General features: G+C 70.9%; 14 protein-coding genes and 1 tRNA gene. 3 read left to right on the top strand and 12 right to left on the bottom strand.

All coding sequences use genetic code 11. The annotated features are described in order from the left end of the window. Positions 1-81: 81 nt before the first annotated feature. Together GA0115240_RS02200 and GA0115240_RS02195 are read right to left on the bottom strand one after the other, a co-directional pair. Complete coding sequence (locus GA0115240_RS02200; protein WP_093734945.1) at positions 82-657, bottom strand: GrpB family protein; 576 nt, start codon at positions 655-657, stop codon at positions 82-84. Between the two features lie 76 nt (positions 658-733). Beyond that, positions 734-1282: a hypothetical protein gene (locus GA0115240_RS02195; RefSeq protein ID WP_141708681.1), complete on the bottom strand. Its 549-nt coding sequence runs from the start codon at positions 1280-1282 to the stop codon at positions 734-736. Positions 1283-1397: 115 nt separating this feature from the next. Here GA0115240_RS02195 and GA0115240_RS02190 point away from each other — a divergent pair, with 115 nt between their 5' ends. Further along, complete coding sequence (locus GA0115240_RS02190; RefSeq protein ID WP_093734943.1) at positions 1398-1895, top strand: GNAT family N-acetyltransferase; 498 nt, start codon at positions 1398-1400, stop codon at positions 1893-1895. Between the two features lie 14 nt (positions 1896-1909). On the opposite strand, the gene GA0115240_RS02185 is transcribed toward GA0115240_RS02190, so the two are convergent. The 3 genes from GA0115240_RS02185 to GA0115240_RS02175 form a co-directional block, all read right to left on the bottom strand. Next, positions 1910-2431 carry an ATP-binding protein gene (locus GA0115240_RS02185; protein WP_093734942.1) on the bottom strand — a complete coding sequence of 174 codons (522 nt, stop codon included), beginning with the start codon at positions 2429-2431 and terminating at the stop codon, positions 1910-1912. Between the two features lie 124 nt (positions 2432-2555). Then, positions 2556-3767, bottom strand: a complete 1212-nt coding sequence (locus GA0115240_RS02180) for a helix-turn-helix domain-containing protein (RefSeq protein ID WP_093734941.1) — start codon at positions 3765-3767, stop codon at positions 2556-2558. A gap of 119 nt (positions 3768-3886) precedes the next feature. Continuing rightward, entirely contained in the window at positions 3887-4897 is a 1011-nt protein-coding gene (locus GA0115240_RS02175) for a hypothetical protein (protein ID WP_256069467.1), read from the bottom strand. 98 nt (positions 4898-4995) lie between these two features. Here GA0115240_RS02175 and GA0115240_RS02170 point away from each other — a divergent pair, with 98 nt between their 5' ends. Further along, on the top strand, positions 4996-5676 hold the full coding sequence (locus GA0115240_RS02170; protein ID WP_093734940.1) for a 2-phosphosulfolactate phosphatase: 681 nt from the start codon (positions 4996-4998) through the stop codon (positions 5674-5676). 79 nt (positions 5677-5755) lie between these two features. Here the strand turns inward: GA0115240_RS02170 and GA0115240_RS02165 are convergent. Next, positions 5756-5837: transfer RNA gene (locus tag GA0115240_RS02165), tRNA-Tyr, on the bottom strand. 209 nt (positions 5838-6046) lie between these two features. Here GA0115240_RS02165 and GA0115240_RS02160 point away from each other — a divergent pair. Next, a complete protein-coding gene (locus GA0115240_RS02160) occupies positions 6047-6535 on the top strand; it encodes a YajQ family cyclic di-GMP-binding protein (RefSeq protein WP_093734939.1) in 489 nt (162 codons plus the stop codon). Between the two features lie 129 nt (positions 6536-6664). Here GA0115240_RS02160 and GA0115240_RS02155 read toward each other — a convergent pair whose 3' ends face one another. From GA0115240_RS02155 to GA0115240_RS02130, 6 genes are all read right to left on the bottom strand, one after another. Beyond that, positions 6665-7123: a peroxiredoxin gene (locus GA0115240_RS02155; protein ID WP_093734938.1), complete on the bottom strand. Its 459-nt coding sequence runs from the start codon at positions 7121-7123 to the stop codon at positions 6665-6667. A gap of 123 nt (positions 7124-7246) precedes the next feature. Then, positions 7247-7639, bottom strand: coding sequence for a YccF domain-containing protein (locus GA0115240_RS02150; RefSeq protein ID WP_093734937.1), 393 nt, complete (start codon positions 7637-7639; stop codon positions 7247-7249). Then, entirely contained in the window at positions 7636-8496 is an 861-nt protein-coding gene (gene htpX, locus GA0115240_RS02145; RefSeq protein WP_093734936.1) for a zinc metalloprotease HtpX, read from the bottom strand. The genes GA0115240_RS02150 and htpX overlap by 4 nt, the downstream gene beginning before the upstream one ends. Before the next feature lie 123 nt (positions 8497-8619). Then, positions 8620-10197, bottom strand: coding sequence for an NADH-quinone oxidoreductase subunit N (locus tag GA0115240_RS02140; protein WP_093734935.1), 1578 nt, complete (start codon positions 10195-10197; stop codon positions 8620-8622). Continuing rightward, positions 10197-11762 carry a complex I subunit 4 family protein gene (locus tag GA0115240_RS02135; protein ID WP_093734934.1) on the bottom strand — a complete coding sequence of 522 codons (1566 nt, stop codon included), beginning with the start codon at positions 11760-11762 and terminating at the stop codon, positions 10197-10199. The genes GA0115240_RS02140 and GA0115240_RS02135 overlap by 1 nt, the downstream gene beginning before the upstream one ends. Positions 11763-11768: 6 nt before the next feature. Beyond that, positions 11769-12722, bottom strand: a 954-nt coding sequence (locus GA0115240_RS02130; protein WP_272919855.1) for a proton-conducting transporter transmembrane domain-containing protein, incomplete at its 5' end; no start/stop codon positions are given.

The following is a 12722-nucleotide window of genomic DNA, read 5'->3' as shown; positions in this document are numbered from 1 at the left end:
GCGGTGCCCGGGCGAGAGGTGCGTGCGAGCCTCCCAGCGGCCCGGCAGCCCGGCGGCCCAGCGGCCCAGCGGCCGGGCGGGCTACCCGCCGCCGACCCGCCAGCCGGTCGCGGCGGCCCAGCGTTCGGCCCCCGCCATCAACACCTCGGTGGCGGGGGCCTTGATCTGTCCGTAGTCCAGGAGATCCGGCGCGCTCACCGCCAGCCGCTGCTTGAACGCCCCCCACGCCCGCCGGGCCGTCGCGTCCGCCCGCAGGTAGTCCCGGAACAGCAGGGCGAAACGCGCGTTGGGGCCGCCGCTCTCCCGCAGGTGCACATTGCACCGCCGCGCCCCGACCGGCGGCGCGAACACCAGCTTGCGGCATCGCCGCCCCGCGGACACCTCCACCCGGTTCCACGGCTCCGGTCGGCAGCGGAAGCCGATCGCCGCGAGCAGCGGAACGTCCCGCGCCTCGTCGATCGACCTCATCCGTACCTGTACATCGACGCAGTCCTTGGCCGCGAGCCCCGGCACGGAGGTGGACCCCACATGATCGACCGCCACCACCGGCCGGCCCAGCGCCGGGCGCAGCACCTCGGCCAGCCGCTCGAACTCCACCGGCCACTCGGCCCGGTAGTCGAGCACGACGACCGGGCCGGTCTCATCGGGGAAGGGCACGGTCCCGGACCTTACCTGTACCGCCGACGCCGGCCGACGAGGAACGGGCGAGGAGCGGGCCACCGTGCGGCGGAACTTACGCCGGCTGCCCGTGGTCGAGGGCGTTGAGCCGACGGTCCGTGCGGGTCAGCCGGGCCTCGGTCCGGCGGCGGCTCCACCAGGCCAACGCCAGGACCGCCAGGCCACCGGCCAGCCAGCACAGGCCCGCGACCGCGTGGCCGGTGGCGAACCACAGCACCGTGTTGCCCACGAAGACGAGGAACAGCAGCCCGAAGGCAAGAACCGCGCGGCGCATGTCGTGCAGGCGGCCGAGCTGCCACCGCACCAACCGCCGCATCTGCCGCCGCTGCTCCGGGTCCTCCGGCACCTGACCGCGCCGGGCCAACCGCGCCAGCCGCGGCAGCTCGTCCGCCTCCACCCCGGTCGCCCGGCTCACCCGGCGCCGCCGTATCCCGTAGGAAGCAGCCATGAAGCCGCCGTAGATCACCGCCGAAACGATCGCCGAGGCAACCCCGCGGTGCGAAAGCAGCCCGAACACCAGCCACAGCACCCCGGCGAACAGCGCCGCCCCCCACCACGAGTCCAGCATCCGCCGGCCCTTGCCCGTACCCTTTTCCTGAGCCATGCCGTCATCTCCCCGCCGGTCAGGGGCACTGGGTCGCGCCCTACTGCTTCGGCTACCCGGCCCGGCCTCAACAACGCCGCCAGCTTTGCCAGTTGCCCGCGAGTAGGCTGAGCTGATGATCGAGGTCCGTCGTGCCCGCCCAGCGGACGGCGACGCGCTCGGCGAGATCCACGCCGCGGCGTGGGAAGCGTCCCATGCCCCCTTCTTCCAGCCGGAGTTCGCCGCGCGGGCCGTCCGGAGCAGGCGCACCGGATGGCACGAGCGCATCGCAGCGGGAACGGGAACGATCCTGCTCGCCGAACGGAGCGGCCGCCCCCTGGCGTTGTCCTTCCTGCGCCCGTCCCCGACCCGGCCGGGTCTCGCGGAGATCTTCAGCTTCTACTGCCACCCCGACGGCTGGGGCACCGGCATCGCCGCCGCCCTGATGACCGGGACCCTGCGCCAACTCCACGACGACGGCTACCCCCGGGTCCACCTGTGGACCCTGCGCGACACCCCGCAATCGCGCCGCTTCTACACCAAGTGCGGCTTCACCGAGTCCGGCACCACCCGCACCTTCGACTACGGCGACGGCAATCCCGTCGCCCAGATCGCATACGAACGGGCCTGCTGACGGGGCGACGGCCCCTACCGGGAAAGCGCACGCCTTGAGTCCAGCCCGACAGGTGCGGGGAGCACACCGGGCTCCCAGGCGACGCAGACTGCCCACACCATCTTGCCGACGTCTTCCCGGTCAGCCACTCCCCAGCGCCCCTCGGTGAGCGCGTCCACGAGAGATAGTCCGCGCCCGGACTCCTCATCCCAGGATGCCTCCCGGCGCTCCGGCTCGGCCTCGCTGGCATCGTGCACCTCAATGCGCACCCCGTGCTCAAGCCGCTCGAACCGTGTGCTGATCAAGCGCCCGTGAGGCCGGCGCGCATGCCGGACGCTGTTGGTGATCAGTTCCGAGAGGATCAGCTGGGCGGAATCCGCGAGGTGGGACAGTCCCCAGGCGTCCAAGTTGCCGGCGAGTAAGTGGCGCGCCCTGCCCACCGAGCGAGGTGTGGGCGGCCATGACTTCACGACAACGGTCGGATGTTCTCGAGCGATCGCCGCACTCGTGACGACGCTCTCCGTGCACGCGGACGGGTTCGGATCAGACTCTGTCATACCGGCGCTCCTGGGCAGCCTTGGCCACAACCCCGCGCCGTGACCACGGCCCCGGGGTCCTCTTGCCCAGACTCGCGAAGCGCAGAGGGCACCAACAGTGACGTGGCGTCCCACTTTCGGAACGTTAATCGGCGACACCCAAGAACTCGGCCAACGAGCGAAGTCCCGGCGGACGGTTGGGGAGAGCCCACAAGTCCCGCACGATGGCAACCGCCAAAGTGTGATGCTGCATCCAGGTCGGCGCGACGCGGCGCAGTGATTCCAATGTCTTGACGGCCCCCGGTGCGTCGCCGACGTCCGAGTGGGCCCGGGCCACGTCAAGAAGTAGCCACGTACGCCAGGACGGAGGCGTGTCCTTCGACAGACGCGTGCCCTTCGCCAAGGTCAAAGCCTCGGAGGAGTGTCCGTACTGGACTGCTAGGCGGATGCGTTCGATGCGAACCGACGACGGGCTGAATACGCTGATCATGCGGTTGTCGCTACCGGCGGGCAGCTTGGAAACCCGAGCGGCCTCGACCTCGGCCGTTTCCATCATCGCCGCCGCACGCTCGTAGTCGCCGCTTCTCGCGGCGGACGTGGCGGCGCTCATGGTCAGTCCGCCCCACACTTTCAGCCCGTCGGCGGTGGCCGTGTGATCGGCTTTCTTCATCGTGTCGGCAGCAGTGAGCGCGATGCCCAACGCGTCCTCCAGGCGCCCCTGTCGTTGGTAGGTCCACGCGATCGAATTGACGATCATGGGCGCAAGCAGCGGATCGGTGGACTGCTCGGCGGCCCCTATAGCGCGCTCCAGACTCGTCAGCGCCAGATCCGTCTTGCCCATGCGAACAGCAACGTGCCCACCGAGCTGCAGCGCCTTTCCCAGGGCCGCGAACCCGCCTTCGCGGTCTTCGTCGCTGCCGGAGAGCGAGGCGGAGTGTGCCTCGGAGATCAGGTCGGGGAGCGCCTGCATCACCGCGTCGAATTCGGCTGCGTGATACTGCGTCCACGCATCGGCGATCCGATCCCGCAAACGGGTCAGGGAGAAGTCCGAACCGGCAGGGACCGGTAGTGACCCCCACAGCACCGGCATGATCGCTCGCCGTACGGCGACGAAACGTGGCCCGTCGTTCTCGCCGGAGGCGACAGCCGGCGGGTCACCGAGAAGCGTGGTGAGCTCCACGCCCAGACCGTTCGCCAGTGCGTGCAGGGTGGGAAGCCGCGCTGATTGCTTCCGTCCTTGTTCAAGCTGACGGATCACGTCGACGGACACGTCCGAACGCTCCGCCAGTTCCTCCTGTGTCAGGTCGGCCAAGCGGCGCAGCCGCCGCAGCGTCCGTCCCAGATCTTCGCTCGCCACGCCATCACGGTACGCCCGACGACGCATACGTCACTTGTCGGGCGAGAATCGGGTCGGTTGGCGATGAGGCAGCGCCGCAGGCCGGTGCGCGACCGCCCGAGGCGCGGCAGCCGGTTGGCTCACGGCAGCGTGATGAGGGCGATGCTCTCCGCCTGCGCGACGGCCAGGCGAGTGCCGTCGGGGTGGAGAGCGGCTACCGGTGTGGGCGTGCGGCTGTAGCCGAAGCAGGTGGCCTTGAGGGGTACGGGGACCTCCGGCCATTCCGCGGCGATGCGCCCGGTGGCCGCGTCGAGCAGCCGGGGGTGGCCGTGCAGCGATACGACCTGATCGCCGCGGGGCAGGAGCAGCACACCCGGGTCGGCGTCGGGGACCGCGTTGCGGTGAAGCCAGTTGCCTTCGGCCATCGACCAGACACCGAGATGGCGCGGCGCAAGCGCGGGTGGCGGCGGCGCCGTCGCCCGCTCCTCGGCGTCGTACCACTCCTCCGCCCCCGTCGCCAGGACGAGCCGGTCGGCGTCGAGCCAGCAACCGGCCGTCACCTCACCGCCCGACACGGCCGCCAACGGCAGCAAGCCGTCGCCGTCGAGGGTGCTCGCGTCGGTGAGGGCGAGCGCGGTGTCGCACACCATGGCAATTCCGAAGGGCTGCCAGAACCAGCCGACCGAGAGCAGGTGGCGGCCGTCCGGGCTCAGGCTCAGCCGGGAGTGGAAGATGTCCTCGGGTTCACGGCTCCCGGTCGTCAACCGCTCACCGGTGGCCGCGTCCTCGATCTGGAGCACGTTGAACTCCTCGGGGCAGTGCACGAGAACGTCGCGCCCGTCGCCCAACGTGCCCAGCGCGAGCGGGTAGTCGGTGTTCAGCGCGCGGTAATAGCTGCGGTTCAGCTCCCGCAGGCTCCGCCCGCCTTCGAGCAACACGCCCTTGGTGCCTCGCTCCTGGTACACCGCGGAGTACGGCCCTGTCACCGAAGTGGTCCCGGCGTCGAACGGAAAACCCCACTCGAAGAGCGCCCTGCTCTCGCTCCGGTCGGGGCCCCAGCGCCGCCCGCCCCCGACCACGGAGACCAACGCGTCGCCCTGCCACGCCAACGACCTCGGCGTCGCCTTCACCGGTATCAGTTCCACGGTCACCGATGACCACCCCCGCTCCGGAGAACCCCGGGCAGGCCCCCACCCGGAATCTACGGGACCCGTCGACTTGGGGCCGGGCATCCCCGATCATGACCGGAATGGACGCCCGTTTCCTCGGCATCGCCGAGCTGGCCCAAGCCGAAGCCGAAGCCCCGCCCGTGGCCGTCGTCGTCGATGTCATGCGTGCCTTTACGGTGGCTGCATGGGCCTTTGCCCGGGGGGCGGAGAAGATCATTCTCGCCGGGTCGCTGGACGAAGCCCAGGCACTGAAGGCTCGCCACCCGGATTGGGTGACGCTCAAGGACGGTCCGCCCGCGCCCGGGTTCGACACCGTCAACTCCCCCGGTCTGCTGCGGTCCGTCGACCTCGCCGGACGGACCGTGGTGCAGAAGACGACCGCCGGGACGGTCGGCGCCCTCGCGGTCAAGGAGGCGTCGCTGGTGCTGTGCGCCGGCTTCGTGGTGGCGGAAGCAACGGCTCAGCTCTTGCGGACCCGCGGGAGTGAACGTGTCACGTTCGTCGTCACCGGCGAGGACGGGCAGGCCGACGAGGATCTCGCGTGCGCCCAGTACATCGCCCGGCGGGCCACTGAGACCGGGACGGACGCGGCAGACTTCCTCCGCCGCGCTGCCGAGTCGCGCGCCGCCGCCGAACTGGCCGAGGGCGTACGCCAAGGAGCCCATCCTGATGACGTCGCGCTCTGCCTCGAGCTCGACCGCTTCTCCTTCGCCATGGTGGCGACCTTGGAAGGCTCGCTCATGGTCCTGCGTCCACACTGACCCGGAAGCCCGAACGTCCGCACAACGAAAGAGGGCCCCCGCCCCGCGCAAGCGCAGGTCAGGGGCCCTCTTCGAGGTGTGGCGGCACGTGGATTCGAACCACGGTAGGCAGAGCCGACGGATTTACAGTCCGTTCCCATTGGCCACTCGGGCATACCGCCATGGGGTTGACGCCGGGCAGGTCCCGCTGGGGGCGGGGGGTCTTGGCGACGGGGTAAACGATACCTGATGCGGAGGGGTGGTTCGCCACTGGATTGATCAGGGTTGAGGGTGGGTGGGGTGGCTAGGCTGGCGGGGTGGCCCCGGGGTGGGCCGCGGGTGTGATGGAAACGATGGAACGCCGAGAACACAGGCAAGGAGCCCGAAGAAGATGGCCGACTCCAGTTTCGACATCGTCTCGAAGGTCGAGCGGCAGGAGGTCGACAACGCCCTCAACCAGGCCGCCAAGGAGATCTCGCAGCGGTACGACTTCAAGAACGTCGGGGCGTCGATCGCGTGGTCGGGGGAGAAGATCCTGATGGAGGCGAACTCCGAGGAGCGCGTGAAGGCGATCCTGGACGTCTTCGAGACCAAGCTGGTCAAGCGGGGGATCTCGTTGAAGGCCCTGGACGCGGACGAGCCGCAGCTCAGCGGCAAGGAGTACAAGATCTTCGCGTCGATCGAGGAAGGCATCTCGCAGGACAACGCCAAGAAGGTCGCGAAGATCATCCGCGATGAGGGGCCGAAGGGCGTCAAGGCCCAGGTCCAGGGGGACGAGTTGCGGGTGAGTTCCAAGAGCCGGGACGACCTGCAGGCGGTCCAGGCCCTTCTCAAGGGCAAGGATCTGGACTTCGCGCTGCAGTTCGTCAACTACCGGTAGTCCGGGGCTCTGCGGCCCGGTGACCCGCCGGCCGGCGTCCCGGTGCTGGGGCGGTCGCTCGTCCTCCGCCCCAGCCGCCGGCCCCCGACCCCGAGGCCCCGACGGCCCCCGACCGGCCCGGCCGGCTGCTTACGCGCTCTGCAGGCCCTTCACCACGGCCAGCGCCTCGTCCACGTGGGCGCCCACGTTCGTCATCGACGAGAAGGTGTGGCGGATGACGCCCTCCTGGTCGATGACGAAGGTGATCCGGCCCGGGACGACGCCGAGCGTCGTGGCGCCGTACTGCTTGCGGACGGCCTTGTCGGTGTCGGCGAGCAGCACGAACGGCAGGGCGTTGGCGCCGGCGAACTTCTCGTGGGACGCGACGCTGTCCGAGCTGACCCCGATCACCTCGGCGCCGGCGTCGGTGAAGCTCTCATAGCTGTCGCGGAAGCTGCACGCTTCGGCGGTGCAGCCGCGGGTGTTGTCCTTCGGGTAGAAGTAGAGGACCACGGCCTTCTGCGCCAGCTTGTCGCTGAGTGTGACGGGTGTTCCCGACTGATCGGGAAGGGTGAAATCCGGTGCCTTGTCGCCGACCTGCAGGCTCATCGCCATCTCCTTGGCTCGACTGGCGCGTTGGACAGCCCACGCCGTCAGCCATCCTCGCGCACCGGGGAGATGCGATGAGCCGCGGGGCCCGAAGGGGCCGGACGGCCCCGGGACCGGGATGCCTCAGCGCACCGCGAACGGCTCGTCCGTCGGCACGATCTCCTTGCCCAGCGGCATCAGCGACAGCGGGATCAGCTTGAAGTTGGCGATGCCGAACGGGATGCCGATGATCGTCAGGCACATCAGGACGCCGGTGACGATGTGGCCCAGCGCCAGCCACCAGCCGGCCAGCACCAGCCACAGCACGTTGCCGACGAAGGAGCCGGTGCCCGCGTCGCGGCGGTCGACGGCGGTGTATCCGAACGGCCACAGCGCGTAGACACCGATCCGGAACGCGGCGATGCCGAACGGGATGCCGATGATGGTGACGCACAGCACCGCCCCGGCCAGGAAGTAGGCCAGGCACAGCCAGAGCCCGCTCAGGACCAGCCAGATGACGTTGAGAATCGTCCTCATCGTGAACCGCCTGCCATCTCTTGAAGGCGCGTGATGCGCTCCGCCATGGGGGGGTGGGTCGAGAACAGCTTGGATACGTCGCCCGCCCTGAAGGGGTTGACGATCATCATGTGGCTGGCGGTTTCAAGCTGCGGCTTCGGTTCCAGCGGGAGCTGGCGGCTGCCGGCGTCGAGCTTGTGCAGTGCGGAGGCCAGGGCCAGCGGGTCGCCGGTCAGGCGGGCACCGGAGGCGTCGGCCTCGTACTCCCGGGAGCGGGAGACGGCGAGCTGGATGAGGGAGGCGGCCAGTGGGCCGAGGACCAGCAGCATGAGCACGCCGATGATGCCGGGGCCGTCGTCGTCGTCCGAACGGCCGATCGGGATCAGCCAGGCGAAGTTCGCCAGGAAGACGATCACCGAGGCGAGCGCGCCGGCCACCGAGGAGATGAGGATGTCGCGGTTGTAGACGTGGCTCAGCTCGTGGCCCAGCACACCGCGCAGCTCGCGCTCGTCGAGGATGCCCAGGATGCCCTGGGTGCAGCAGACCGCGGCGTTGCGCGGGTTGCGGCCGGTGGCGAAGGCGTTGGGGGCCTCGGTGGGCGAGATGAAGAGCCGGGGCATGGGCTGCCGGGCGGCGGTCGACAGTTCGCGCACGATCCGGTACAGCACGGGCGCCTCGAACTCGCTGACCGGGCGGGCGTGCATCGCGCGGAGCGCCAGCTTGTCGCTGTTCCAGTACGCGTACGCGTTGGTGCCCAGGGCGATGACGAGCGCCACGATGAGCCCGGTCCGGCCGAAGAAGCTGCCGATGACCAGGATGAGTGCGGACAGACCGCCGAGGAGTACGGCGGTCTTCAGCCCGTTGTGCCGGCGGTGCACGGTGCGCCCTCCAAGAGTGTGCGGCGGGGGGACCTCCCCCTTCAGGAGAACCTCCTACCCAGGGCAACGCCACCTGAGCGCCCCTGGTTCCCTGGCGCGCACGCAGCGCGACCGTCCCTGTCGTTACAGCAGCGTCCCCTGGGCGTAGCGCAGCACGATCTGCGGGGCCCCGGACAGGGCGATGCCGGCGGCGGCGGTGAGCGCGATGGCCGCGGCGAGGCCGACGGGGGTGCGGGCCAGGGCTCCGGTCACCGGCCCGCTCAGCGGGTCGCCGGTCGGCGCGGGCGCCGGAACGGTCCCGGCCGTCTCGCGGCCGGCGAACAGCAGCGCCGTCCAGCGCAGGTAGTACACCAGCGCGATCACGACGTTGACCGCCATGATCACCGCGAGCCATCCGTGCTGCTCACCGACCGCCGACGAGAAGACCGCGACCTTGGCGAACAGTCCGATCACGCCCGGCGGCAGCCCGGCCAGGCAGAGCAGGAAGAAGCCGAGGGCGAGCGCGGCCAGCGGGCGGGACGCGTACAGGCCGCGGTAGTCGGTGATCCGGCCGCGGGGCGCGGTGCGGGTCACCAGCGCGGCGACCGCGAAGGCGCCCAGGTTGACCACGCCGTACATCAGCGCGTACGCGACGGTGGTGCCGATCGCGTGCGCGGGGCTGTCGGCAGAGGAGGCGGCGGCCAGCGGGACGAGCAGGTAGCCCGCCTGGCCGATGGAGGACCAGGCGAGCAGGCGTACGGCGCTGCGGTCGCTGTCCGGCCGCTGGCGTAGCGCCCCTACGTTGCCGACGGTCATCGTCAGCGCGGCGAGGACCCCGATGGCCGGGCCCCATACGTCGGCGTACGGACGGAAGGCGACCACCGTGACCAGGATCAGCCCGGAGAAGCCGGCCGCCTTGCCGACGACCGACAGGTACGCGGCGACCGGGAGCGGGGCGCCGGCGTAGGTGTCGGGCACCCAGAAGTGGAAGGGGGCGGCGGCCAGCTTGAAGGCGAAGCCGACCAGGGTGAGGGCGACGCCCGCCTTGGCGAGGTGGTCCAGCTGGCCGGTGGCGGTCCCGCCGAAGCCGGGGTGCGGGTGGCCGAGGCCCTCGGCGACCCCGGCGAGATTCAGGGTGCCGGTGGCCGCGTAGACGAAGCTGATGCCGAGCAGCGAGACGGCGGTCGCGGTGACGGAGGACAGGAAGAACTTCAGCGCGGCCTCGCTCGCCAGCTTGTCGCCGCGGCGCAGGGCGACCAGCGCGAAGGCGGGCAGCGTGGTGACCTCCAGCGCGACCAGGAGGGTGGCCAGGTCACGGGAGGCGGGCAGCAGGGCGCCGCCCGCGGCCGAGGACAGCAGCAGGAACCAGTATTCGCCCGGCGGCGGGGCCTCGCCGCCGTCGGCCGTCTCGGCGGTGAGCGACAGCAGCGCGGTGAGCAGCGCCCCGCCGAGCACCAGCACCTGGATGACGAGCGCGAAGTGATCGGCGGCGTAGGAGCATTGTGCACCGCCGGTCTGACAGAAGGTGCTGCGGTGGCCGTCGCGCAGCGGGATCAGCGTCAGTCCGGCGGCCAGGAAGCCGGCGGCGGTGACCCAGCCGAGCAGTGCCTTGCGCTCCGGGGGGAGGAAGAGGTCGGCGACCAGGACGACCACGGCCAGGGCGGCCGGGATCACCACCGGGGTCAGCGCCGTCCAGTCGACGGACTGCACCAGGGACGGCATCAGTTGCCTCCGAGCAGGGAGCGGACGGCCGGGTCGGTGAGTCCGAGCAGGACGGCGGGCCACAGTCCGGCCACCAGGGTGAGGGCGGCCAGCGGTGTCCAGGCGGCGAACTCGTAGCCGCGCACGTCGGCCAGCTGGGGCTGGGTGTGCGCGGTGGTGCGGTCGCCCATGCAGACCCGGCGTACGACGGTGAGCAGGTAGGCCGCGGTGAGCAGGGTGCCGAAGGCGGCGACGGCGGTGAAGGTGAGGAAGGCGGGGCGGGACAGGCCGGCGGCGGGTTTAAAGGCGCCGAACATCGCCAGCATCTCGCCCCAGAAACCGGCCAGGCCCGGCAGGCCGAGGGAGGCGACGGCGCCGAACGCGAGCAGGCCGCCCAGCCGGGGGGCGCGGCCGTAGAGGGCGGCGCCGCCGCGGCCGGCCAGCTGGTCGAGGTCGGTGGTGCCGTTGCGGTCCTTGACCGCGCCGACCAGGAAGAAGAGCAGGCCGGTGATCAGGCCGTGGGCGATGTTGGCGAACAGGGCGCCGTTGACGCCGGTGGGGCTCATGGAGGAGATGCCGAGCAGGACGAAGCCCATGTGGCCCACGGACGAGTACGCGATCAGGCGTTTGAGGTCGCCGCCGTTTCCCTGCCGGGCGAGGGAGAGGCAGGCCAGCGAGCCGTAGACGATGCCGACGACGGCGAGGGCGCCCAGGTAGGGGGCGAAGGCGTGCATGCCCTCGGGGGCCATCGGCAGCGCGATCCGGACCAGGCCGTAGGTGCCCATCTTCAGCAGCACGCCGGCCAGCAGGACCGATCCGACGGTCGGGGCGGCGGTGTGGGCGTCCGGCAGCCAGCTGTGCAGCGGCCACATCGGGGCCTTCACGGCGAGGCCGAGACCGATGGCGAGCACCGCGATGATCTGCGTGGAGTGACTGAGCGACGACCCATTGTCAGTGGCGAGTGCCACCATGTCGAATGTGCCCGCTTTTACGCCGATGAGAAGCAGGCCGAGCAGCATGATCACCGAACCGAGGACGGTGTACACGATGAAGCGCAGTGCCGACCGTTCGCGGTCCCCGCCGCCCCAGCGGGCGATGAGGAAGTACATCGGGATGAGGACCGTCTCGAAAGCCAGGAAGAACAGCATCAGGTCGAGCACGGTGAAGGTGGCCAGCGTGCCCGATTCCAGCAGCAGGAGCAGTGCGACGAACGCCTTCGGGCTGGGGCCCGCGGGCATCCGGAAGTAGGAGTAGAGCGCGCACAGGAAGGTCAGCAGCGCGCTGAGCACGAGAAGGGGGAGTGAGATGCCGTCGACACCGAGGTGGAGGTGGATCCGCAGGGCGGGGATCCAGTCGAGGTCCGTGGTGGCCTGCATCTTCGCCGGGTGGTCGTGGTCGAAGCCGGCCGCGAGCACGATCGCGAGGACGAGGACGGCGCCGGTGACGGTCACACCGTGCCGCAGTACGGCCTGGTCGGGGCCGCGGCCGCGCAGGCCGGGAGGGGGCGGGAGCAGGGCGCCGGCCGCGCCGAGCAGCGGCAGCACCACGATCGCCGCCAGGATGTACTGCAGTGCGGTGTCGTTCACGGGATCTCACGCTCCGACGGCGACGAGGACGGCGAGGACGACCGCACCGGCCAGCAGCGCGCTGAGGTAGGTCTGGACGTTTCCGGTCTGGGCTTTGCGGACGGCCGCGCCGAGCAGCCGCGGGACGCCGGCCGCGCCGCGCACGGTGTTCTCCACGACGTCGCGGTCCAGCAGCCGGACCAGTTCGGCGGCGGCCAGTACCGGGCGGACGAACAGCGCGCCGTAGACGGCGTCGAGGTGGAAGCCGCGGGCGGCGTGCCGGTGGAGCGGGCCGAGCAGCAGCCGGCCGGGGTCGCCCGGGTCGTCGGCGTCGGCGATGTCGCCGTAGACCGCCGCGTGTGCGGCGATCGCCTCGATCTCGACGAGTTCCGGTTCGGCGCCCGCGGGTTCGGCGGACACCGCCCCCAGCGGGACGGCTTGGCGGGTGGCGGTGGACGCCTTCCAGGCCCCGTAGGTGATCAGTACGCCCACCAGGGCCAGTCCGGTACCGAGGACGGAGGTGATGAGGGTCGGGGCGAGCGTCGCCCCGCCGAACCAGTCGGGCAGCTCGCGGTAGGCGAGGCCGCCGAAGGCGACGGTGGGGACGGCCAGCACCCACAGCACGGTGGTCATCAGGGCGGGCTGCCTGCCGTGGTCGGCGACTTCGGGGCCGGCGCCGCGGAAGGCGAGCAGGAACAGGCGGGCCGCGTAGGCGGCGGTGAGGAGGGCGGCGACCAGACCGGCGACCAGGACGGTCCAGCCGACGGAGGCCGGGATGTGCGCGGTGTGCCCGGCCGAGGCGTGTTCGGCGGCGCGCAGCACGGACTCCTTGGAGAAGAAGCCGGACAGCGGGGGCAGGGCGGCGAGCGCGGCGAGGGCGATGCCCATCGTCCACATCGCGTCGGGTGCGCGCTTGGCGAGGGAGCCCATGCGTGACATGGCGGTGAGTGAGTTGGTGCCGGCGGCGTGGATGACGGCGCC

It is taken from the genome of Streptomyces sp. DvalAA-14, assembly GCF_900091855.1.
Classification (GTDB): domain Bacteria; phylum Actinomycetota; class Actinomycetes; order Streptomycetales; family Streptomycetaceae; genus Actinacidiphila.
The sequence above is the reverse complement of the archived record's forward strand: the minus strand, read 5'-3'. Positions and strand labels throughout refer to the sequence as shown.

Excerpts from the sequence above, each read along its gene's own strand:
- GA0115240_RS02155 (WP_093734938.1), bottom strand. The coding sequence starts at position 7,123 with ATGAGCCTGCAGGTCGGCGACAAGGCACCGGATTTCACCCTTCCCGAT.
- GA0115240_RS02160 (WP_093734939.1), top strand. The coding sequence starts at position 6,047 with ATGGCCGACTCCAGTTTCGACATCGTCTCGAAGGTCGAGCGGCAGGAG.
- GA0115240_RS02195 (WP_141708681.1), bottom strand. The coding sequence starts at position 1,282 with ATGGCTCAGGAAAAGGGTACGGGCAAGGGCCGGCGGATGCTGGACTCG.
- GA0115240_RS02150 (WP_093734937.1), bottom strand. The coding sequence starts at position 7,639 with ATGAGGACGATTCTCAACGTCATCTGGCTGGTCCTGAGCGGGCTCTGG.
- GA0115240_RS02170 (WP_093734940.1), top strand. The coding sequence starts at position 4,996 with ATGGACGCCCGTTTCCTCGGCATCGCCGAGCTGGCCCAAGCCGAAGCC.
- GA0115240_RS02190 (WP_093734943.1), top strand. The coding sequence starts at position 1,398 with ATGATCGAGGTCCGTCGTGCCCGCCCAGCGGACGGCGACGCGCTCGGC.
- GA0115240_RS02185 (WP_093734942.1), bottom strand. The coding sequence starts at position 2,431 with ATGACAGAGTCTGATCCGAACCCGTCCGCGTGCACGGAGAGCGTCGTC.
- GA0115240_RS02140 (WP_093734935.1), bottom strand. The coding sequence starts at position 10,197 with ATGCCGTCCCTGGTGCAGTCCGTCGACTGGACGGCGCTGACCCCGGTG.